This is a genomic window from Streptomyces sporangiiformans (assembly GCF_005768555.2).
GTDB lineage: Bacteria > Actinomycetota > Actinomycetes > Streptomycetales > Streptomycetaceae > Streptomyces > Streptomyces sporangiiformans.
On sequence record NZ_VCHX02000124.1, the window covers coordinates 50,373 to 71,248 of the forward strand.

Here is a 20,876-nt window from a genome sequence, read left to right on the forward strand (position 1 = left end):
TACCGTATGGGCGCGGGCTCAGGTACCGTGGAAGCCCTACGGACCGGTCTCTCCGAGGAGAGCCCGTTCTAGATCATGAACGCGTGTCAAGACTCTGGGGCCGTCGAGCCCCGTCACCGAGGGGGTCGAGCCATGGGGCGCGGCCGGGCCAAGGCCAAGCAGACGAAGGTCGCCCGCCAGCTGAAGTACAACAGCGGCGGGACTGACCTGTCGCGTCTGGCCAACGAGCTGGGCGCTTCGACTTCGAACCAGCCGCCGAATGGCGAGCCGTTCGAGGACGACGAAGACGACGACCCGTACGCCCAGTACGCGGATCTGTACAACGACGACGATGAGGACGAGGACGACGAGTCCAGTCCGTCGTCGCAACAGCAGCGTCGCGGCGCTTGACTGTCTTAGCTGCGCTTCACCCGGTCCGGAGCGGTTAACCGCGCCGGACCGGGTTTTGCGCTGTTCTCGCCGGGCTCTTTCCGGGTATCCCGGGCGGGAGCCCGGGATACGCTGTCCAGCCGTCCGGCTCTAGCCGGCGTAGTCCCCGGTGAGCGCGGCGCCCGTCTCGTGCTCCCCGCGGTCCGTGACCTCGCCCGCGACCCAGGCGTCCACGCCACGGTCGGCGAGTGTGGCGAGTGCCACATCCACGGAGTCCTGAGGGGCGATCGCGATCATCCCGACGCCCATGTTGAGGGTCTTCTCCAGCTCCAGTCGCTCGACCCGGCCGGTCGTGCCGACGAGGTCGAAGACCGGGGCCGGCGTCCATGTGGCCCGGTCGACGGTCGCGTGCAGGCCGTCGGGGATCACCCGGGCGAGGTTGGCCGCGAGGCCGCCTCCCGTGACGTGCGAGAAGGCGTGCACCTCGGTCGTGCGGGTCAGCGCCAGGCAGTCCAGCGAGTAGATCTTGGTGGGCTCCAGGAGCTCCTCGCCGAGGGTGCGGCCGAACTCCTCGACGTGCTGGTCGAGGCTCAGCCGCGCACGGTCGAAGAGGACGTGCCGGACGAGCGAGTACCCGTTCGAGTGAAGGCCGGAGGCCGCCATGGCGATCACCGCGTCACCCTTACGGATACGATCCGCGCCAAGGAGCCGGTCCGCCTCGACCACGCCCGTGCCCGCGCCGGCGACGTCGAAGTCGTCCGGGCCGAGGAGCCCGGGATGCTCGGCCGTCTCGCCGCCCACGAGGGCGCAGCCCGCCAGCACACAGCCCTCGGCGATGCCCTTCACGATGGCGGCCACCCGCTCGGGGTGGACCTTGCCGACACAGATGTAGTCGGTCATGAAGAGCGGCTCGGCGCCGCACACCACGATGTCGTCCATCACCATCGCGACCAGGTCGTGGCCGATGGTGTCGTACACGCCGAGCTGCCGGGCGAGGTCGACCTTCGTGCCGACGCCGTCCGTCGCGGAGGCCAGCAGCGGGCGCTCGTAGCGCTTGAGGGCGGAGGCGTCGAAGAGGCCCGCGAAGCCGCCGAGGCCGCCGAGGACCTCGGGGCGCTGCGCCTTCTTCACCCACTCCTTCATGAGCTCCACGGCGCGGTCGCCCGCTTCGATGTCGACGCCGGCAGCCGCGTAGCTGGCACCTGAGGTCTCAGTCATGACTGTGAGAGCTTTCGTGTCGAACAGCTGGGGGTGCCAGCTGGATGTGCTGCGGTCGCGTTGCTCACGGGCGGCGGATCGCGTCCGCCGCGGCGGTCGCCGCAGGGCCCGCGGCCAGCTCGGTCTCCAGGAGCTGCTTGCCGAGGAGCTCGGGGTCGGGGAGATCCATCGGGTACTCGCCGTCGAAGCAGGCACGGCAGAGGTTCGGCTTGGCGATGGTGGTCGCCTCGATCATGCCGTCGATGGAGATGTACGAGAGGGAGTCGGCACCCAGGGACTTGCCGATCTCCTCGACCGTCATGCCGTTGGCGATCAGCTCGGCGCGGGTGGCGAAGTCGATGCCGAAGAAGCAGGGCCACTTCACGGGGGGCGAGGAGATCCGGATGTGGACCTCGGCCGCGCCCGCCTCGCGCAGCATCCGCACGAGTGCCCGCTGGGTGTTGCCGCGCACGATCGAGTCGTCCACGACGATCAGGCGCTTGCCCTTGATGACTTCCTTGAGGGGATTCAGTTTCAGACGGATGCCGAGCTGGCGGATGGTCTGTGAAGGCTGGATGAAGGTCCGGCCGACGTACGCGTTCTTCACCAGGCCGGCGCCGAACGGAATGCCGGAGGCCTCCGCGTAACCGATCGCGGCAGGCGTACCGGACTCCGGTGTCGCTATGACGAGATCGGCGTCGACGGGTGCTTCCTTGGCGAGGCGGCGGCCCATCTCGACGCGCGAGAGGTAGACGTTCCGACCGGCGATGTCGGTGTCCGGGCGGGCCAGATACACGTACTCGAAGACACAGCCCTTGGGCTTCGCTTCCGCGAATCGCGACGAGCGCAGACCGTTCTCGTCGATGGCGACGAACTCGCCCGGCTCGATCTCGCGGACGAAGCTGGCACCGCAGATGTCGAGCGCCGCGGACTCGGAGGCGACCACCCAGCCGCGCTCCAGGCGGCCGAGGACCAGCGGGCGGATGCCCTGCGGATCACGGGCCGCGTACAGCGTGTGCTCGTCCATGAAGGTGAGGCTGAAGGCGCCCTTGACCTGCGGGAGGATCAGGCCGGCGGCCTCCTCGATGGTCAGCGGCTTGTCGAACTCGTCGACCTGGCCGGCCAGCAGCGCCGTGATCAGGTCGGTGTCGTTGGTCGCGGCGACCTGCGTGGACCGGCCGTTCTGCTGCGGCAGATCGGCGACCATCTCGGCGAGCTGTGCCGTGTTGACCAGGTTGCCGTTGTGGCCGAGGGCGATGGTTCCGTGCGCCGTCGCACGGAAGGTGGGCTGGGCGTTCTCCCAGACGGAGGCACCCGTGGTCGAGTAGCGGGCGTGACCGACCGCGATATGACCCTGGAGGGAACCGAGGGAGGTCTCGTCGAAGACCTGGGACACGAGGCCCATGTCCTTGAAGACGAGGATCTGGGAGCCGTTGCTGACCGCGATTCCCGCGGATTCCTGACCCCGATGCTGGAGGGCGTAGAGCCCGAAGTAAGTGAGCTTCGCGACCTCTTCCCCCGGGGCCCAGACACCGAAGACGCCGCAGGCGTCTTGGGGGCCCTTCTCACCGGGGAACAGGTCGTGGTTGAGTCGTCCGTCACCACGTGGCACGCCACCGAGTGTAGGCGAGATCGGCCGCTGGTCCGAAGTGGGGAACGGCTGCGGATGCGTCGCCCCCGTGGATCACTTGGTGGCGACGGCTTCGACGCCTGTGCCGTTTTCGCTGGTCAGCGTGAGGGAGCGGTGCTTCAACTCATAGCTGACCGTCCCGTCGAAGAGCTTGAGCAGCTCCCTTTCGATGTCCATGAGTGAGGCGGAGCACATCATGCGGGTGGTGGACGGGGACCCGAGAGTGATGCGTCCGTCGCTGACCGTCGCCTCCGCCGACACCCTGTTGCAGCCGAGCTGTCCGCGGACGGTGCCCTTGCCGTCGAAGGTGAGGTGGACCTTGCCCTTGGCCTCGGAGGCCAGCGGGCTCGCCGAATCGCCCTTCAGGCGGCTCGTGACGTTCCACTTCGTGCCTTGGAGATCGGCCGGTTCCTCCTCGACGAGCCGCACGGTGCTTCCGTCCTGGGTGGTGAGCGTCAGCTTGCCGTCGTTGACCTCGGCCTTGATGGTGCTGTCGGAGAGCACACCGGACAGCTTGGACTCGAACTCCATCGGCTTGTCGCCGCAGGCCATCTCGGTCTTGTGGAGGTCGGAGCCGACCGTGATCGTGTCGCCCTCGACCTCGGTACTCGCCCCGAAGTGGTTGCAGCCGTAGTTGCCGCCGACCTTGCCGTCCTTGCCGAACTCGATGTGGGCGCCGGCCGGGGCGTCATGTCGGGTGCCGTCGACCGTCACGCTTTGCACATTCCAGTGCTTGCCGGTGATCTCGGACTGCGGGCGGGCACCGACGGAGTCGGCCCCTGACCCGGACCCGTCGCCGGCGCGCTCCGTTCCGCAGGCCGCGGTGGCAAGCAGTCCGGTGACCGCCAGGATGCTGAGAGTTAGACGCTGCGTGTGCATGCCGCTTGGACGGGGCGGGTGGGGTGGTTGGTTCCCCGGTCATCCTCCTGCCCGGACTTCTCAGCCCATCAGGGGAAGCAGCCCGCCCAGGTCGGCCCGCTCGCCGCCGGCGCTGACCTTGGCGTCGGCCACGGCGGCAGCCCACTGTGTACGCCCGGTCGCGAGCCGGATCCAGGTCAGCGGGTCGGTCTCGACGACGTTCGGCGGGGTGCCCCGGGTGTGGCGGGGGCCCTCGATGCACTGCACGACCGCGAACGGCGGGATGCGGACCTCCGTGGAGGCGCCGGGCGCCTTCGCGGCGAGCGCGTCGGCGAGCAGGCGGGTGCAGGCGGCGAGGGCCTGGCGGTCGTACGGGATGTCGAGGCCGGGCGTCGCGCTGTTCAGGTCGTCGGTGTGGACGACGAGTTCGACCGTGCGCGTGACGAGGTAGTCGGCGAGGGTCATGGTTCCCGTGCGGGTGGCGAGCAGCCGCTCGCCGGGTGCCGTGGCCAGGTGCTCGGTGATGCGCCGCTCGGTGCGGGCGTACAGCGCGTCGAGGTCGGGGTTGCGCTCGGCGAGTTCCCGCGTGCCCTTGTCGATGTCACCGGCCCGCTCGGCTGTCGCGCCCGGCCAGTCGAGCAGCGCGAGCTCCGCCTTCGGCGGAGCTTCGCGTTCGAGGTTCCGGCTGACCGTCTCGACGGCCATGGTCACATGCGCGGCCAGCTCCCGTACGGTCCAGTCCCCCAGCCGCGTGGGGCGTGCGAGCTGCTCGGGGGCCAGCGTGCGCACGCCTTCCCGTACGTTCCCGAACTGGGCGAGCACCGCCGCGCGGATCTTCGCCGGGTCATAGGTACGCATGCGTTTTTTGGCCGGGGGCATGCTGCGGAGCCTAGCCGGGGCGAAGGACGGAGTCCTCGGGAAATCGAACGTCGACGCGGTTTTGGCGGCTGGTGAGGGGTCGGGGTCCGAGAGGGCCGGTGGCTTGCCGCGGTCGGGGCTCGGCCGGTTGCGTGCAGCCCCGGCGTTCGGTGACATCGGTGACGTATGCGCCTTGAATCGACGGCCGCGGCGCCGGACCTCGGCGCCGCCCACCGCACGCATGCTGAAGGCCTCGCCCGGAGTCGGGCGAGGCCTTCAGCGAGGTAAGGGATCTCAGGCCAGCAGCGCCGGGATCGTCCTCTCGTGCGCCTCGCGCAGCGTGTCCAGGGAGAGCGTGAACTCGCCCTGGACCTCCACGGTGTCGCCGTCCACCACACCGACGCGGGTGACGGGCAGGCCCCGCGCGCCGCACATGTCGTTGAAGCGGAGCTCCTCGGAGCGGGGGACGGCCACGAGCGCGCGGCCCGCCGACTCCGAGAAGAGGAACGTGAAGGCGTCCAGGCCCTCCGGGACGACCAGGCGGGCGCCCTTTCCGCCGAGCAGGGCCGACTCGACCACGGCCTGGACGAGGCCGCCGTCGGACAGGTCGTGCGCGGAGTCGATCATGCCGTCGCGGGAGGCGGAGATGAGGATCTCGGCCAGCAGGCGCTCGCGCTCCAGGTCCACCTGGGGCGGCAGACCGCCGAGGTGGTCGTGGATCACCTGCGACCAGGCCGAACCACCGAACTCCTCACGCGTGTCGCCGAGGAGGTAGAGCAGCTGGCCCTCCTCCTGGAAGGCCACCGGCGTACGGCGGGCCACGTCGTCGATCACGCCGAGCACGGCCACGACCGGGGTCGGGTGGATCGCCGCCTCGCCCGTCTGGTTGTAGAGCGACACGTTGCCGCCGGTCACCGGGGTGCCCAGCTGCTGGCAGGCATCGGCCAGGCCGCGGATGGCCTCCGCGAACTGCCACATCACCGCCGGGTCCTCGGGCGAGCCGAAGTTCAGGCAGTCGGAGACGGCGAGCGGCTTGGCGCCGGTCGTCGCCACGTTCCGGTACGCCTCGGCGAGGGCGAGCTGGGCGCCCGCGTACGGGTCGAGCTTCGCGTACCGGCCGTTGCCGTCCGTCGCGATGGCGACGCCGAGGCCGCTCGACTCGTCGATGCGGATCATGCCCGAGTCCTCGGGCTGCGCCAGCACCGTGTTGCCCTGCACGAAGTGGTCGTACTGGGAGGTGATCCAGGACTTGGAGGCCTGGTTGGGGGACGAGACGAGCTTGAGGACCTGGTCCTTCAGCTCGTCCCCGGTGCCCGGGCGCGGGAGCTTGTTCGCGTCGTCCGCCTGCAGTTCGTCCTGCCAGGACGGACGGGCGTACGGGCGCTCGTAGACGGGGCCGTCGTGCGCGACCGTGCGCGGGTCGACGTCGACGATCTTGCCGCCGTGCCAGAAGATCTCCAGGCGGTCGCCGTCGGTCACCTCACCGATGACGGTGGCGATGACGTCCCACTTGTCGCAGATCTCGAGGAACCGGTCGACCTTCTCCGGCTCCACGACCGCGCACATGCGCTCCTGCGACTCGCTCATGAGGATTTCCTCGGGCGAGAGGGTCGAGTCCCGCAGGGGGACGTCGTCCAGGGTCACGCGCATGCCGCCGGAGCCGTTGGAGGCCAGCTCGGACGTGGCGCAGGACAGGCCCGCCGCGCCCAGGTCCTGGATGCCGACGACCAGCTTCTCCTGGAAGGCCTCCAGGGTGCACTCGATGAGGAGCTTCTCCTGGAATGGGTCGCCCACCTGGACGGCCGGGCGCTTCGACGGCTTGGCGTCGTCGAAGGTCTCGGAGGCGAGGATCGACGCGCCGCCGATGCCGTCACCGCCGGTCCGGGCCCCGTACAGGATGACCTTGTTGCCCGCGCCGGACGCCTTGGCGAGGTGGATGTCCTCGTGCTTCATGACGCCGATGGCACCGGCGTTGACCAGCGGGTTTCCCTGGTAGCAGGCGTCGAAGACGACCTCGCCGCCGATGTTGGGCAGGCCCAGGCAGTTGCCGTAGCCGCCGATACCGGCGACGACACCGGGCAGGACGCGCTTGGTGTCGGGGTGGTCGGCCGCGCCGAACCGCAGCGGGTCGACGACCGCCACCGGCCGCGCGCCCATCGCGATGATGTCGCGCACGATGCCGCCGACGCCGGTGGCCGCGCCCTGGTAGGGCTCCACGTACGACGGGTGGTTGTGCGACTCGACCTTGAAGGTGACCGCGTAGCCCTGGCCGACGTCCACGACGCCGGCGTTCTCGCCGATGCCGACGAGGAGGGCATCGCTCTGCGGGGCCTTCTCGCCGAACTGGCGGAGGTGGACCTTCGAGGACTTGTACGAGCAGTGCTCGGACCACATGACCGAGTACATGGCGAGCTCGGCGCCCGTCGGGCGGCGGCCGAGGATCTCCACGACCCGCTCGTACTCGTCCTTCTTCAGGCCGAGTTCGGCCCAGGGCAGCTCTACGTCCGGGGTCCCGGCCGCGTGCTCGACCGTGTCCAGGGGAGTGCGGCTCATGCGTTGACCAGCTTCTTGAGGATCGAGGTGAAGAAGGGGAGGCCATCGGTGCGGCCGGTCCCGATGAGGGGCTCGACGGCGTGCTCCGGGTGCGGCATGAGGCCGACGATGTTGCCTGCCTCGTTCGTGATGCCGGCGATGTCGCGCAGCGAGCCGTTGGGGTTGAAGTCCAGGTAGCGGAAGGCGACCCGGCCCTCCGCCTCCAGCATGTCGAGCGTGCGCTCGTCGGCGACGTACCGCCCGTCCATGTTCTTCAGCGGGATGTGGATCTCCTGGCCGCCGGCGTAGTTGGTGGTCCAGGCGGTGTCCGCGTTCTCCACCCGCAGCTTCTGGTCACGGCAGATGAAGTGCAGATGGTCGTTGCCGAGCATCCCGCCGGGCAGCAGATGTGCCTCGGTGAGGATCTGGAAGCCGTTGCAGATGCCGAGCACCGGCATTCCCGACTTCGCCTGCTCAATCACGGTTTCCATCACCGGCGAGAAGCGCGCGATGGCACCGGCGCGCAGATAGTCGCCGTAGGAGAAACCGCCGCACAGCACCACGGCGTCGACCTGCTTGAGGTCCTTGTCCTTGTGCCAGAGAGCGACGGGCTCGGCACCCGCGAGGCGGATCGCACGCTGCGTGTCGCGGTCGTCGAGGCTGCCCGGAAAGGTGACGACGCCAATACGAGCGGTCACTTTCCTGCCTCCGCCTTCACTTCCTCCACCTTGACGGTGAAGTCCTCGATCACGGTGTTGGCGAGGAAGGATTCCGCCAGTTCGTGGATGCGGGCGAGCGCGGTGTCGTCGACCGGCCCGTCCACCTCGAGCTCGAAGCGCTTTCCTTGACGTACGTCGGAGATGCCCTGGAAACCGAGGCGCGGCAGTGCACGCTGCACCGCCTGGCCCTGGGGGTCGAGGATCTCCGGCTTGAGCATGACGTCGACTACGACGCGTGCCACTGGCACTCCCGGTGTGTGGTGCTGAGCAGGTTCCTTCAGACTACCCGCACCGAATTTCTACGCGAGTAGATTCGTAGGAATCTACGTGACGGCCATCACGATTCCGCATCGACGGGCTACCTTCACAGAAAATCCTGGGAAAGATCCGGATCGACACCTGGAACCCTATTGCGGCGGGACACGCGGAGAGATTAAGTCGGGCCCACATTGCATTGCCAAGCACTGTACAAATGAATTGGCAATAGCCGATACTTTGCCCAATCGCTCTATAAAGCAGCCAAACAGTCGGTATCTCGGCACGTCACCGGACGTTGCCACAGAGGTGCCGCACGAAGGGACCGATATTCGTGGCGCAGCGTGTCGTAGTCACTCTCTTCGACGACATCGACGGCTCGGAAGCGGCGGAAACGATCGCCTTCGGTCTGGACGGCAAGTCGTACGAGATCGACCTCAATCAAGCCAATGCCAAGAAACTGCGTAAGGCACTCGCGCCGTACGTGGAGGCCGGGCGCAAGCGCTCGCGGTCCGGCAAGACCTACAAGCAGACGTCGGTGGCCCCGGACCCGGCGGCGGTCCGCGCCTGGGCGCAGTCGAACAAGATGGAGGTGCCCGCTCGCGGGCGCATCCCGAAGAAGGTCTACGAGGCGTTCACCGCAGCACAGTGAGACTCGGCGCGGCTGATGCCCAGGGTCCGTCAGCGGGCCCTGGGGGCAACCGACTTGCGCTGCACCCCTGCTGATCAGCTAGAGTCTGGAGCACGCCGAGGGGCGAGGCCGAAAGGCCCACCTCACGAGCCATGCGGGTGTAGTTCAGTAGCAGAACATCCCCCTTCCAGGGGGAAGACGCAGTGTGCAATTCCTGTCACCCGCTCTGCATCTCTTACCGGGCATCCCTGTGGATCAGGTAAGATGGTGCTCGCGCCGATCGGTGAGAGCCGGTCGGAGGCAATGCGGACGTAGCTCAGTTGGTAGAGCGCAACCTTGCCAAGGTTGAGGTCGCGAGTTCGAACCTCGTCGTCCGCTCCAAAGAGATCCAGTGGAAAGGCCTCGGTCATCATGACCGGGGTCTTTTTCGTGTGCCGGGCGTACTTCCCTCTTGCTCCCTCTTGCGGCGTCGCGGCCTCTTGCGGCCTCTTCGGAGTGCTGCTCCAGAGCTCTGATCCAGAGCGTCTGACATTTGTCATGTGCAGTGATGACAGTGCGCACTGCTCCCGCCCGGCGGCAGCGGGGAGGCTGGTCTCATGAACACGAACGAGCACGTGATTGAGGTCACCGATCTACGACGCGTGTACGGGGGAGAGTTCGAGGCGGTCCGGGGGGTGACGTTCACCGTCGGCCGAGGTGAGCTGTTCGCGCTGCTCGGTACGAACGGCGCGGGCAAGACCTCCACCGTCGAACTGCTCGAGGGCCTCGCGCCACCGGCCGGCGGGCAGGTGCGGATCCTCGGCCACGACCCGTACACGGAACGCGACGCGGTGCGCCCGCGCATCGGCGTCATGCTCCAGGAAGGCGGCTTCTCGGCGGAGCTGACCGTCGCGGAGACCGTACGGATGTGGGCGGGCTGCACCAGCGGGGCGAGGCCGGCGGCGGAGGCCCTGGAGATGGTCGGGCTGGCCCGGCGGTCCGATGTACGGGTGAAGCAGTTGTCCGGCGGCGAGAAGCGGCGCCTGGACCTGGCGCTCGCGCTCCTCGGGCGGCCCGAGGTCCTCTTCCTCGACGAGCCGACGACCGGCCTCGACGCCGAAGGACGCCAGGAGACCTGGGAGTTGGTGCGCGAGCTGCGCGAGGCGGGCACGACGGTGCTGCTGACCACGCACTACCTGGAGGAGGCGGAGGGGCTCGCCGACCGGCTGGCGATCCTGCACGAGGGGCGTATCGCGGCCTCCGGGACGCCGGCCGAAGTGACCGCCTCCCAGCCGTCCCGGATCTCCTTCGAGCTGCCCGACGGCTACTTCCTCGGAGACCTGCCGCCCCTCGCCGAACTCGGCGTCACCGGACACGAGGCCGAGGGGCGGACGGTCCGGCTGCGTACGAACGAACTGCAACGGACCGCCACCCGGCTGCTCGTCTGGGCCGAGCGGGCCGGGATCGAGCTGCGAGGGCTCGATGTGCGGTCGGGGTCGCTGGAAGAGGCGTTCTTGCGCATCGCCCGCGAAGCGTCGGAGACGGGCAGGCAGACGGAGAAGGACCAGCAGACGGAGAAGGAGCGCGTGGCATGAGCACGGGGACCGCGGCGAAGGCCGCCACCGGGACCATGGCGGGGACCGCCCTGGTCACACGGGCGGGGCGGATGGGTTCCCTCGCACGGGCCGAGCTGACGCTGCTGGGGCGCAGCAAGGCCACGCTGTTCGCGGCGCTGTTCGTGCCGCTCATGCTGCCGCTCAGTCTCCGGTCGACCGTGGACGAGATGGAGTTGAAGGAGGCCGGCTTGTCGGTCGGCGCGGTGCTGCTGCCGTCCTCCATCGGCTTCTCGTTGATCTTCGCGGTCTACAGCTCGCTGGTGAGCGTGTACGCGGGCCGCCGCGAGGAGCTCGTGCTCAAGCGGCTGCGCACCGGGGAGCTGCGGGACGGGGAGATCCTCGCGGGCGCGGCCCTCCCGGCGGTCGGGATCGGGCTGGCGCAGTGCCTGGTCCTGACGATCGCCACCGCCGTGCTCCTGGACGTCGGGGCGCCCCAGGCGCCTCATCTCGCCCTCCTCGGGCTGCTGTTGGGGCTCGCGATGTGGCCGGCACTGGCCGCCGTCACCGCGAGCTTCAGCAGGAGCGTGGAGGGCGCGCAGGTCGCGGCCCTGCCGCTGACGATGGTCTCCATGATCGGCTCGGGTACCTTCGTTCCGCTCGAAGTGATGCCCGACCGGATCGCCTCCTTCTGCGAACTGCTGCCGCTCACCCCGGTGATCACCCTGATACGCGGCGGCTGGACCGGCGACCTCCCGGCATACGACGCACTCGGCGCCGTCGCGACGGCGGTGGCCTGGACCGTGATCGCCGTGTTCGCTGTGCGACGGTGGTTCCGGTGGGAACCGCGAAGGTAACCGCGTACGTACATGGGGGTGGGGGCATGCGCAGGCCCGGGAGTTGGTGGCGGGGGAAGAGCACGCCGGCGAAGGTCGAGACGTATACGCGCTCGTCGTTCCTCATCTATCCGCTCGTCGAGATCGGCAGCTTCGGGATACCGGCCCTGAGGCAGCTGCCCTCGCCCCTGTCCTGGGTCCTGTTCCTGCTGGTCGTCGGGCACGCGGCACTCGGCGGGGTGACGGGGTCACGGACTCTGGACTGGACACGCGACACCCGGGCGCGGCCGAAACGGCTGCTGTGGGTGTTCGCGGCGGTCACCGCCGCGCTCGCCGTCCTGAGCATCGTTCTTTCGATACGCGGTCCGAAAGGCGAGGAGGCCCAGGCAGCGGGGGCGGTGTTCGTCGGCGTCCTGGCCATAGGGACCGGCACGCTCGCGCTCGCGGTGCGCGAGCACCGGCGCATCGCCTACGGAGTCCTCGGCGTCGCTCTGGGCTCCGGGACCGTCGCTCTGCTGGTGGGCGCGCCCGCCCTCGCGGCAGCCGTCACCTTCGGCGGCGTGCTGCTCGCCGCCGGGTTCTTCAGCTTCGCCTCCGCGTTCTCCGTCTGGCTGCTCGACGCCGTCTACGAACTCGACGAGGCCCGCGAGACCCGGGCCCGGCTCGCCGTCGCGGAGGAGCGGCTCCGCTTCGGACGCGATCTGCACGACGTGATGGGCCGCAATCTCGCGGTGATCGCTCTGAAGAGCGAGCTCGCCGTGCAACTCGCGCGGCGTGAACGGCCGGAGGCCCTGGAGCAGATGATCGAGGTGCAGCGCATAGCGCAGGAGTCGCAGAAGGAGGTGCGGGAGGTCGTGCGGGGCTATCGCGAGGCCGACCTCGCCGCCGAACTCGCGGGTGCGCAGGGTGTGTTGACGGCGGCGGGGATCGACTGCACGGTCACCGGTTCTGTGGCGGTCCTGCCCACGGCGGTCCAGTCGGCGCTCGGCTGGGCCGTACGGGAGGCGACCACGAACGTCCTTCGGCACGGGGACGCCGAGCGCTGTGCCGTGTCGCTGCGGGCGGCCGACGGCCAGGTCGTGCTCACCGTGGAGAACGACGGGGCACCGCCGAACTCGCCTACCGGATCCCGGACCGGGTCCGGCCTGGCGGGGCTGCGGGAGCGACTGTCGGCGGTGGACGGGACGCTGGAGGCAGGGCCCTCCGAGGGTGGGATGTTCCGGGTGGTGGCGAAGGTCTCCCTGCCGTCCGCATCCTCGTCGGCGTCCCAGTCGTCGTCGTCCGCGGCCTCGGCCTCATCGTCCTCGTCTTCGTCTTCGTCCACGGTCCCTCGCCCGGTCGGTGAGAGGGCCGCCTCATGACCCCCGTACCGCGCGTCCGGCTCCTGCTCGCCGATGACGAGCACCTCATCAGGGGGGCGCTGGCCGCGCTGCTCGCGCTGGAGGACGATCTGCTCGTGGTGGCCGAGGCGGCGACCGGCCCGGAGGCGCTCGCGATGGCACGGGCCCACGAGCCCGACGTAGCCGTGCTGGATCTTCAGATGCCGGGAGCGGACGGTGTGAGGGTGGCCACATCGCTACGGACCGAGCTGCCCGGCTGCCGGGTGCTGATCGTGACGAGCCACGGGCGGCCCGGGCATCTGAAGCGGGCCCTTGAGGCAGGTGTGCGCGGGTTCGTCCCGAAGACCGTCAGCGCGCAGCGGCTCGCGGAGATCATCCGCACGGTCCATGCCGGAAACCGTTACGTCGACCCCGAGTTGGCCGCCGACGCGATCTCCGCCGGGGAGTCGCCGCTGACCGCGCGCGAGGCCGAGGTGCTGGAGCTGGCGGCCGACGGGGCGCCCGTCGCGGAGATCGCCGACCGGGCCGCGCTGTCGCAGGGCACCGTGCGCAACTATCTCTCCTCGGCCGTGTCCAAACTGGGGGCCGAGAACCGTCACTCGGCGGTGCGGCTCGCGCGGGAGCGAGGTTGGGTATAGTGGCTGTCGCGCCACGGCGCAATGCGGACGTAGCTCAGTTGGTAGAGCGCAACCTTGCCAAGGTTGAGGTCGCGAGTTCGAACCTCGTCGTCCGCTCAGAAGAAGGAAGCCCCCGGTGTTCGCCGGGGGCTTCCTTGTGTCTACACCCAGTGCTGGTGTCTACGACCAGCTCGTGCCGGTCAGGCGCTCGTACGCCTCGACGTACCTGGCGCGGGTCGCCGACACGACGTGCTCGGGCAGGGCCGGCGGGGGCTGCTCGCTCCTGCGGTCCCAGCCGGAGTCGGGGGAGGTCAGCCAGTCGCGCACGAACTGCTTGTCGTACGACGGCTGCGGGCGCCCCGGCTCCCACTGGTCGGCGGGCCAGAAGCGGGAGGAGTCCGGAGTCAGCACCTCGTCGCCGATGACGAGCGTCTCGCCGTCGAAGCCGAACTCGAACTTCGTGTCCGCGAGGATGATCCCGCGGTCGCGTGCGATGTCGCGGCCCCGGCCGTACACGGCGAGCGTCGCCTGGCGCAGCTGCGCCGCGGTCTCCGCGCCGACCTGGCGCGCGACCTCCTCGTACGGGACGTTCTCGTCGTGCTCGCCGACCGCGGCCTTCGTGGCGGGAGTGAAGATCGGCGCGGGCAGTTCCGAGCCGTCGGTCAGGCCTTCGGGGAGGGCCAGGCCGCAGACGGTGCGCGTCTCGTTGTACTCGGCGAGGCCGGAGCCGGTGAGATAGCCACGGGCGACGCACTCGACCGGGAGCATCCGCAGGGACTTGCAGACCAGGGCGCGGCCCTGCCAGTCGGCGGGGGCGCCCTCGGGGAGGTCGGTGCTCAGGACGTGGTTCGGGACGACGTCGGCGAGCTGCTCGAACCACCAGAGCGAGAGCTGAGTGAGGACGCGGCCCTTGTCGGGGATCTCCGTGGGGAGCACCCAGTCGTACGCGGAGATGCGGTCGCTGGCCACCATCACGAGGTCGCCCGCCTCGTTCTGGTACAGGTCGCGCACCTTGCCGGTGTGCAGATGCACCAGGCCCGGGACCTCGATCGGCTCGGGCTTGTCGACGAATCCGGACACGGTTCCTCCGCGTGGTTGAAGAAAAAGAGGCGCCCGCAGGGCCCGGGTAGGGCGGTGGTGGGTGACGGGTGGGCCCAGTGGCTCGATTCTCCCGTATGGGGACGCTGCGCGTGGTCAGGGGGTGTGGTGCGGTGCGGTGTCGTGTGTGGTGTGCGGTGCGTTCTGAGGTGGTGTGCGGTGCCCTCTGAGGTCTCGTAGGCCTCAGTCGCGTTTGCAGATGCGGTCCAGGAGATTGGCCGTGGCCCGCTGGATGCGTTCGTCCACATGGCCCGGGCGGTCCAGGGCCGGGGACCAGGCGAAGGTGCCGGCCGCGAAGACGAGGGCTCCGGAGGGGGCGCGGTACAGCGACGTCTCCTGATGCCGGATCGCGCCCTCGGTGTCCTGGTACGGCGAGTGGGCCAGGAGGATACGGCCCTGGTGTTCGGGCAGCGGGGTGCGCGGGAAGTAGCGGTCGGCCTCGCCCGCGACCATGCCCTCCACCTCGTCGCCCTCGTGCGCGCCGGTCGCCTCCCACAGCCAGTGGTCGGCGTTGCGGACGACCAGCGGGTGCGCGTCGGGTACCCGCCCCGCGTACTGAATACCCAGGAGCTCCTGCTCCGGGCGGTCGACTTCACGCCACAGGACGGCCTTGCCGGGACCGCGACGCTTTCGGCAGGTGAGGAGACGGTCGGGAACCCCGGACGGGGACGGGGCCAACTCCGCCTGCCAGTACATGGTGTTGGCGGAGAGGAAGACCAGCGAGGTGCCGTGATCACGGGCGCGTTCCGCGGTGCGGCGCATCGGAGTCGACCAGTACTCGTCGTGGCCGGGGAAGACGAGGCCGCGGTAGCGGGTGGGGTCGATGCGTCCGGCGTGCAGGTCGCGGGCGTCGGCGTAGGCCAGGTCGTAGCCGTAGCGCTCGGCCCAGCGGATGAAGTCGTACGCGTGGCCCACGTGGAGCGGCAGACCCGCTCCCGCGTAGGGGCGGTCGAACGAGACCGTCGTCGCGGCGTCCGCCTCGCCGAGCAGACGGCCGTTCTCGTCCCAGGCGTGGTACAGGCTCGCCCCTGTGCGGCCGTCCTCCGGGTACAGGTTGTACGCCTGCCAGGTGACGTCCGGGAGGAGGAGCAGGAGGTCGGCGGGGTGGTCGTCGCGGACCGTGAAGGGGACGTGGGAACGGTAGCCGTCGACGGTGGTGAGGACGGCCACGTACGCGCCGATGCTCCAGTACGAGGGGATCTGGAGCCGCCAGGAGAGCCACCAGTGGTGGCAGGAGACCGTGCGGTCGGCGGTGAGCGGGGGTGGCTGGACGATGCCGGCGAGGCGGGGGCTGGTGGTGATCTTGCTGGCGCCGTCGCCCCCGTAGTGGCCGATGCGGTAGATGTCCACGCTGAACTGCTGCGGGGGGTCGACCGTGATGTGGAAGTCGATGGCCTCGCCGGGGGCGGCCCCGCCGGTGGAGGAGAAGCCCTTGATCTGACGGCCGACGTCGTCGGCGGAACGAGGCCCTGGGGAGTGGGGGTGGCTTCGGGGGGTGGAGTGGCTTCGGGGCGCGGGGATCCTGGCCGTTCCCGAGGTTCCGGGGCTTCCCGACGTTCCGACGCTTCCGGAGGTTCCGGGAGCTGCCGCACCGGGCGAGAGGGGATGCTCGATGTACCACGGGACGACCTGGCCGGTGTCGCCGAAGTACTGCTCGCTGCCACGCAGCCAGGGGACAGGGCCCTGACCGAAGGGGTCCGTCACGGCGTGCGCCATCGCTCCCGACTCCCACCGGCGAATCTGCTCCGAGCCCATCCGAATTCCCTCCCCGTGCCCCGCGAGCCGTCGTGCACCGCAAGCCCTTGCCATGGCCAAATGACGGGTCCCAGCACATCACATTAAGCATGCGAACGGTCACCGTTCGTCGCGATTGGCTCCGCGTGGGGCGGCGTGGTGCGGGGTGGCGGATGGGGTGGGCGGTCAGGGGACGGTCAGCGGGTGGGACGGTCGCGGACGGCCGGTCAGACCAAGCGGACCGGTTTTTCGGGGCGGATGCCGAGGTGGAGGAGCCAGTCCCGGAGGGGCGTGGGGTCGCCGTTCTCGACGAGCCTGAGGACTCGGGGAGCGAGGTCTGCGGAGCGTTCGCCGTTGATCAGGAGGGACGGGCCGTCCAGCCAGTCGAGTCCGGGCGACGCGCCGGCCGTGTCCGTCGCCGCGCAGCAGACCATGGCCGTGACGTGGTCGGTGAGGAGTTCGCGTCCGGTTCGCGGCGGCTGCAGAGGGAAGAGCGGCAGCATTCCGTCGTCCAGGAGAGCGGTGTCCGGGCCGCCCTGCCCGGCGGAGCCGGCGGGCGACGCCGCCCGGGCCGTCGGCGCGGCGGCCTCCTCACGGGCCAGCTCCGCGCTGAGTCCCGCCGCCAGCGCGGCGGACCGCTCGTTCGCGACCCCGCCTCCGTCGTCGTCCTCGCCCCCGTACATCGCGTCGTCGTCCACGACGCGATGGGAGTCGTGGGTGTTGAGGGTGTCCTGGGCGTCGTGAGTGTCGTGGGTGTCCAGGTCGTCCTGGGTGACGGGGGCGTCGTCCCTCCCCGTTCCCGCCTCTGTACCCGTTCCCGTTCCCGTTCCCGTTCCCGTTCCCGTGCCCGTCAAGTGCTCTATCACCCGGGACAACGTCGGGCCCTCGGTGCCGACGGCGGCCGGGCCGGAGGAGCGGTTCATGCCCAGGGCGTCCAGCACCCGGTGGAGCCGCGCGGCGTCCGTGCGCCACTTGCGGTCGACCACCTCGTCCGGATACTCGGACCAGTCCACGGGCGCCCAGTCGGAGCCTGCTTCGGGCGGGCCGCCGTGGAAGAGACGGGCGGCGAGGAGGGACGCGGCCTCGTCGACGGCGCCGGGCTCCTCCAGCAGGTCGCAGGCCGGGCGTTCTCCGAGGCGGGAGGCGAAGCCCTCGGCGAGGCGGTCCCGGCGGGAGAGCTCGGTGAGGGCCGCGACGACGCCCGCATCGAGGCGGGAGGGCCAGCGGCCCATCCTCCAGGCGGGCAACGCGACGCGGGTCAGTAGGCGATCCCATCCCGCGTAAGCCAGCCCCACCTGCTCCTGCGCGACGATCCGCAGACCGTAGTCCACAGCCTGTGCACGCTCGGCGGCCGCTGCCGCCACGCCGCGTTCCATCTCGCCCGCATGGCCGCGGCAGCTGCGCAGGAGCAGTCGTGCCACCCAGCCGACGCAGGCGAGAACCATGCGGGTCACGGGTCCGCGCGTGGGGGCCGACGTCACCGCCACGGCCGCGTCCAGGCCCCGTACGAAACGACGGGCCGCCGCTATGTCGGGGTGCGCCGACGGTCCCGTACCGGCGACGACCGGCGCGAGGACCGCGCGCAGCTCACCGACCCGCATCCACCACAGGAAGGGCGAGCCTATGACGAGGACGGGCGCGCCGGACGGCCGGTGGGGGGACTGCCGGTATGGTCCCGCTCCAGCCAGGGCTGGGGATCCGGCTCGGCCTCCGGCTCGACCGAAGCCGAGAGCTCGACGGAGATTCCGGAACCCGCGCCCGCCTGCCACCCCTGATGTCTCGTCCTGGGACTCCGGCGGCCGAGGCGGGCCGTGGGCCCGGTGGGTGCGGTCCTCCAGCCAGCTGTCGCAGTCCGGGGTGAGCGCTATCGCGGAGGGGGCGGGCACATCCAGGCGGTCGGCCAGATCCCGCACCATGCGGTACAGATCCGGCGCCGACTGCTCGGTGAGCCCGACCGTGGGACTCATGGCGGGCCGGGCGCGGGCGACGACCAGCGCGATGCCGGCGGCGGCGAGAAGGGCCAGGAGCGCCACGACGGACACGATCCAGCGGGTGACATGCCAGCCCTCGCCGTTCAGGTGCCCCGTCGCCCCGCCGACCAGCAGCACGACAGCGGCGGCCGCGGGCAGCAGTGCGACGGCCAGCGCCCTGCTGCGGATACGCAGCACAGCGAGAGCCCGGGAGCGCGCGGCCTGCGCGCCCGCCTCCACACCCATACCGGACACGACGGATGTCACCCCTCACTGCCCGGCCGGCGCGTGCATACCCAGCCACCGTCGGCGGACGTCCATGGCGTTGCTCACTCCCCCACTGTGGCACCCAGGACTGACATCGCAATGCCGGTGGGCCAAGTGCCGGAACGCTTGCGCCGCACCATAGTTGGGGCCCCGGCCCTCGTCAGCTGGATGGGCGATCGGCCACTCGATGGAATGGCTTCGGGCAGAGGTGGGTGACAGAGAGGTGCCGGGAGGGACGGAAGGCGACTCCCGCTTACGCCCCGGCCGCCGCCTTGGCCGCGATGTCCGTGCGGTGCTGCGAGCCGTCGAGGCGGATGCGGTCGACGGCCGCGTACGCGCGTTCGCGGGCCCGGGCGAGGTCCGCACCGCGCGCCGTGACGGAGAGCACCCGGCCCCCGGCGCTCACGATCGCGTCGCCGTCGCGCTTCGTCCCGGCGTGCAGGACATACGCGTCCGGGGCATCCTGTGCCGCCACCTCGTCCAGGCCCTCGATGGGGTCGCCGGTGCGCGGGGTGCCGGGGTAGTTGTGCGAGGCGATGACCACGGTGACGGCCGCGTCGTTGCTCCACCGCAGATCGGGGAAGTCGGCGAGGGTGCCGTGCGCGGCGGCGAGCAGTACGCCCGCGAGCGGGGTCTTCAGGCGGGCGAGTACGACCTGGGTCTCGGGGTCGCCGAAGCGGGCGTTGAACTCGATGACCCGTACACCGCGGCTGGTGATCGCCAGGCCCGCGTAGAGGAGGCCGGAGAACGGCGTGCCGCGGCGGCGCAGCTCGTCGACGGTCGGCTGGAGGACGGTGTCCAGGACCTCCTCGACGAGCTTCGGCTCGGCCCAGGGGAGCGGGGAGTACGCACCCATGCCGCCGGTGTTCGGGCCCTCGTCGCCGTCCAGGGCTCGCTTGAAGTCCTGGGCGGGCTGCAGCGGGAGGACGGTCTCGCCGTCGGTGATCGCGAAGAGGGAGACCTCGGGTCCGTCGAGGAACTCCTCGATGACCACGCGGTCGCAGGCGTTGGCGTGCGCCTTCGCCTGCTCGAGGTCGTCGGTCACGACGACGCCCTTGCCGGCGGCCAGCCCGTCGTCCTTCACGACGTACGGAGCGCCGAAGGCGTCGAGCGCCTCGTCGACCTCGTCCGGGGTCGTGCAGACGTACGAACGCGCGGTGGGTACGGCCGCCGCCGCCATCACCTCTTTGGCGAAGGCCTTGGAGCCCTCAAGCTGCGCGGCTTCCTGGGAGGGGCCGAACGCCGGGATGCCCGCCTCGCGCACGGCGTCGGCGACCCCCGCGACGAGCGGGGCCTCCGGGCCCACGACCACCAGCTCGGCGCCCAGCTCCGTGGCCAGCGCGGCGACGGCCTTGCCGTCGAGCGCATCCACCTGGTGCAGCTCGGCCACCTCTGCGATGCCCGCGTTGCCGGGGGCGCAGTGCAGGGCGGTGACGTCGGGGTCGAGGGACAGGGAGCGGCACAGGGCGTGTTCGCGGGCGCCGCTACCGATGACGAGGACCTTCACGGGGTCAGCCTAACGGTCGGCTCCACCAGGAGGTCCGCCGGGAGCTGGGCGCGTTCGGTTGTCCTGCGACCGGGGCTGTCCTTGGAGGCGTTACTCGTTACTCGTTACTCGTTCGAGAACTCCTCCACGACCGTTGCCCCCAGCTCCCGCACGATCAGCTCGTGCCCCGACAGGGCCGACTCGTCGAGGTCGGGATCGTCGTCCGCCGGCATGTCGTCCTCCGGCGAAATGGGCGGCGGCTCCGGAGCCGAGGGCCGGGATGGTGGCGGAGGCGTCGACGAGGGTGCCGGAGAAGGCGAGGCCTGGGCCTGCGAGGCAGCGGGCCGGGGGTCGGGAGCCGCTGGTGCCCGTGGCGCGGGCCGAGGCGCGGCCTGGGCGGCGCCGCCACCCGGCGAGTACCCACCACCGAAACCGGACCCGGACGACGCCGGCGGAGCCGAACCCCCCGAAGGATCGACGATGGCCTCGATCTTCCACTGCACGTTGAACTGCTCGGCCAGCGCCTGCCGCAGCACGTCCTCGCTGCCACTGCTCGTGAAGTTGTCGCGCGCCCCCGAGTTGACGAAGGCGATCTGGAGGGTCGTGCCGTCGAAGCCGGCCACCTGCGCGTTCTGGCTGAGCAGGATCCAGGTGAAACGGCGCCGGTTCTTCACCGCCTCCAGGATGTTCGGCCACAGCATGCGGGGATCGAGCCCACCGCTCGCGGGAGCCGAAGGGGCGGCCGGGGCGGCGGCGGCCGGGGGCGGGCCCGCAGGCGCCGGACTGGCCGCAGGTGAAGAAGAAGAAGGTGAAGAGGAAGGGGGAGGGGGAGCGGATGTGGATGCGGAGCCCGGCGCTCCGGGCGCGGCCGGAGACTGCCCCGCACCCGCGGCGGCCGCCGTCGGCCACCCACCAGGACGTCGGCCACTGCCCGCCGCTGTGGCGGT

At 70.4% G+C, this 20,876-nt stretch carries 17 protein-coding genes, 3 tRNA genes and 1 pseudogene; 9 read left to right on the forward strand and 12 right to left on the reverse strand.

The features are described from left to right. Positions 1–132 precede the first annotated feature (132 nt). Complete coding sequence (locus FGD71_RS16830; RefSeq protein WP_119101264.1) at positions 133–390, forward strand: DUF3073 domain-containing protein; 258 nt, start codon at positions 133–135, stop codon at positions 388–390. Between the two features lie 129 nt (positions 391–519). On the opposite strand, the gene purM is transcribed toward FGD71_RS16830, so the two are convergent. The 7 genes from purM to purS form a co-directional block, all read right to left on the reverse strand. Then, on the reverse strand, positions 520–1,587 hold the full coding sequence (gene purM, locus FGD71_RS16835; protein WP_119101265.1) for a phosphoribosylformylglycinamidine cyclo-ligase: 1,068 nt from the start codon (positions 1,585–1,587) through the stop codon (positions 520–522). A gap of 64 nt (positions 1,588–1,651) precedes the next feature. Then, positions 1,652–3,178, reverse strand: coding sequence for an amidophosphoribosyltransferase (gene purF, locus FGD71_RS16840; protein WP_119101266.1), 1,527 nt, complete (start codon positions 3,176–3,178; stop codon positions 1,652–1,654). Positions 3,179–3,250: 72 nt separating this feature from the next. Beyond that, entirely contained in the window at positions 3,251–4,075 is an 825-nt protein-coding gene (locus FGD71_RS16845; protein ID WP_119101267.1) for an META domain-containing protein, read from the reverse strand. A gap of 60 nt (positions 4,076–4,135) precedes the next feature. Beyond that, positions 4,136–4,933: a maleylpyruvate isomerase family mycothiol-dependent enzyme gene (locus tag FGD71_RS16850; protein WP_119101268.1), complete on the reverse strand. Its 798-nt coding sequence runs from the start codon at positions 4,931–4,933 to the stop codon at positions 4,136–4,138. Between the two features lie 273 nt (positions 4,934–5,206). Next, positions 5,207–7,465, reverse strand: a complete 2,259-nt coding sequence (gene purL / locus FGD71_RS16855; RefSeq protein WP_119101269.1) for a phosphoribosylformylglycinamidine synthase subunit PurL — start codon at positions 7,463–7,465, stop codon at positions 5,207–5,209. Beyond that, positions 7,462–8,142 (reverse strand): phosphoribosylformylglycinamidine synthase subunit PurQ, encoded by a 681-nt coding sequence (gene purQ, locus FGD71_RS16860; protein ID WP_119101270.1) that lies wholly within the window; start codon positions 8,140–8,142, stop codon positions 7,462–7,464. Before purQ ends, purL begins: the two co-directional genes overlap by 4 nt. Next, complete coding sequence (gene purS, locus FGD71_RS16865) at positions 8,139–8,405, reverse strand: phosphoribosylformylglycinamidine synthase subunit PurS (RefSeq protein ID WP_033321423.1); 267 nt, start codon at positions 8,403–8,405, stop codon at positions 8,139–8,141. Before purS ends, purQ begins: the two co-directional genes overlap by 4 nt. Positions 8,406–8,752: 347 nt before the next feature. Between purS and FGD71_RS16870 the strand changes: the two genes are divergently transcribed. From FGD71_RS16870 to FGD71_RS16905, 8 genes are all read left to right on the forward strand, one after another. After that, the gene (locus FGD71_RS16870) at positions 8,753–9,070 is read left to right on the forward strand and encodes a histone-like nucleoid-structuring protein Lsr2 (RefSeq protein ID WP_119101271.1); all 318 of its coding nucleotides are present in this window, start codon (positions 8,753–8,755) and stop codon (positions 9,068–9,070) included. Between the two features lie 133 nt (positions 9,071–9,203). Then, positions 9,204–9,275: transfer RNA gene (locus FGD71_RS16875), tRNA-Gly, on the forward strand. A gap of 79 nt (positions 9,276–9,354) precedes the next feature. Beyond that, positions 9,355–9,430, forward strand: a tRNA-Gly gene (locus tag FGD71_RS16880). Between the two features lie 215 nt (positions 9,431–9,645). Continuing rightward, entirely contained in the window at positions 9,646–10,623 is a 978-nt protein-coding gene (locus FGD71_RS16885; protein ID WP_119101272.1) for an ABC transporter ATP-binding protein, read from the forward strand. Next, positions 10,620–11,438, forward strand: coding sequence for an ABC transporter permease (locus tag FGD71_RS16890; RefSeq protein ID WP_119101273.1), 819 nt, complete (start codon positions 10,620–10,622; stop codon positions 11,436–11,438). Before FGD71_RS16885 ends, FGD71_RS16890 begins: the two co-directional genes overlap by 4 nt. 26 nt (positions 11,439–11,464) lie before the next feature. After that, positions 11,465–12,778 (forward strand): sensor histidine kinase, encoded by a 1,314-nt coding sequence (locus tag FGD71_RS16895; RefSeq protein WP_119101274.1) that lies wholly within the window; start codon positions 11,465–11,467, stop codon positions 12,776–12,778. Continuing rightward, positions 12,775–13,395 carry a response regulator transcription factor gene (locus FGD71_RS16900; RefSeq protein WP_119101275.1) on the forward strand — a complete coding sequence of 207 codons (621 nt, stop codon included), beginning with the start codon at positions 12,775–12,777 and terminating at the stop codon, positions 13,393–13,395. Before FGD71_RS16895 ends, FGD71_RS16900 begins: the two co-directional genes overlap by 4 nt. 23 nt (positions 13,396–13,418) lie before the next feature. Beyond that, a tRNA-Gly gene (locus tag FGD71_RS16905) sits at positions 13,419–13,491 on the forward strand. Positions 13,492–13,554: 63 nt separating this feature from the next. Here FGD71_RS16905 and FGD71_RS16910 read toward each other — a convergent pair. The 5 genes and pseudogenes from FGD71_RS16910 to FGD71_RS16930 all read right to left on the reverse strand — a co-directional run. After that, the gene (locus FGD71_RS16910) at positions 13,555–14,454 is read right to left on the reverse strand and encodes a phosphoribosylaminoimidazolesuccinocarboxamide synthase (RefSeq protein WP_119101276.1); all 900 of its coding nucleotides are present in this window, start codon (positions 14,452–14,454) and stop codon (positions 13,555–13,557) included. A 201-nt stretch (positions 14,455–14,655) separates the two neighbouring features. Beyond that, the gene (locus FGD71_RS16915) at positions 14,656–16,227 is read right to left on the reverse strand and encodes a N,N-dimethylformamidase beta subunit family domain-containing protein (protein WP_119101277.1); all 1,572 of its coding nucleotides are present in this window, start codon (positions 16,225–16,227) and stop codon (positions 14,656–14,658) included. 206 nt (positions 16,228–16,433) lie between these two features. Continuing rightward, the gene (locus tag FGD71_RS16920; protein WP_240436626.1) at positions 16,434–18,422 is read right to left on the reverse strand and encodes a hypothetical protein; all 1,989 of its coding nucleotides are present in this window, start codon (positions 18,420–18,422) and stop codon (positions 16,434–16,436) included. Positions 18,423–18,696: 274 nt separating this feature from the next. Then, positions 18,697–19,950 (reverse strand): phosphoribosylamine--glycine ligase, encoded by a 1,254-nt coding sequence (gene purD, locus FGD71_RS16925; RefSeq protein ID WP_119101278.1) that lies wholly within the window; start codon positions 19,948–19,950, stop codon positions 18,697–18,699. Positions 19,951–20,054: 104 nt separating this feature from the next. Further along, positions 20,055–20,876, reverse strand: a pseudogene (locus FGD71_RS16930) (DNA polymerase III subunit gamma and tau); the annotation flags it as partial.

Coding starts and splice junctions, on each gene's coding strand:
- purM (WP_119101265.1), bottom strand. CDS start 1,587: ATGACTGAGACCTCAGGTGCCAGCTACGCGGCTGCCGGCGTCGACATC.
- FGD71_RS16885 (WP_119101272.1), top strand. CDS start 9,646: ATGAACACGAACGAGCACGTGATTGAGGTCACCGATCTACGACGCGTG.
- FGD71_RS16900 (WP_119101275.1), top strand. CDS start 12,775: ATGACCCCCGTACCGCGCGTCCGGCTCCTGCTCGCCGATGACGAGCAC.
- FGD71_RS16920 (WP_240436626.1), bottom strand. CDS start 18,422: ATGGGTGTGGAGGCGGGCGCGCAGGCCGCGCGCTCCCGGGCTCTCGCT.
- FGD71_RS16850 (WP_119101268.1), bottom strand. CDS start 4,933: ATGCCCCCGGCCAAAAAACGCATGCGTACCTATGACCCGGCGAAGATC.
- FGD71_RS16915 (WP_119101277.1), bottom strand. CDS start 16,227: ATGGGCTCGGAGCAGATTCGCCGGTGGGAGTCGGGAGCGATGGCGCAC.
- FGD71_RS16895 (WP_119101274.1), top strand. CDS start 11,465: ATGCGCAGGCCCGGGAGTTGGTGGCGGGGGAAGAGCACGCCGGCGAAG.
- FGD71_RS16845 (WP_119101267.1), bottom strand. CDS start 4,075: ATGCACACGCAGCGTCTAACTCTCAGCATCCTGGCGGTCACCGGACTG.
- FGD71_RS16890 (WP_119101273.1), top strand. CDS start 10,620: ATGAGCACGGGGACCGCGGCGAAGGCCGCCACCGGGACCATGGCGGGG.
- FGD71_RS16830 (WP_119101264.1), top strand. CDS start 133: ATGGGGCGCGGCCGGGCCAAGGCCAAGCAGACGAAGGTCGCCCGCCAG.
- purL (WP_119101269.1), bottom strand. CDS start 7,465: ATGAGCCGCACTCCCCTGGACACGGTCGAGCACGCGGCCGGGACCCCG.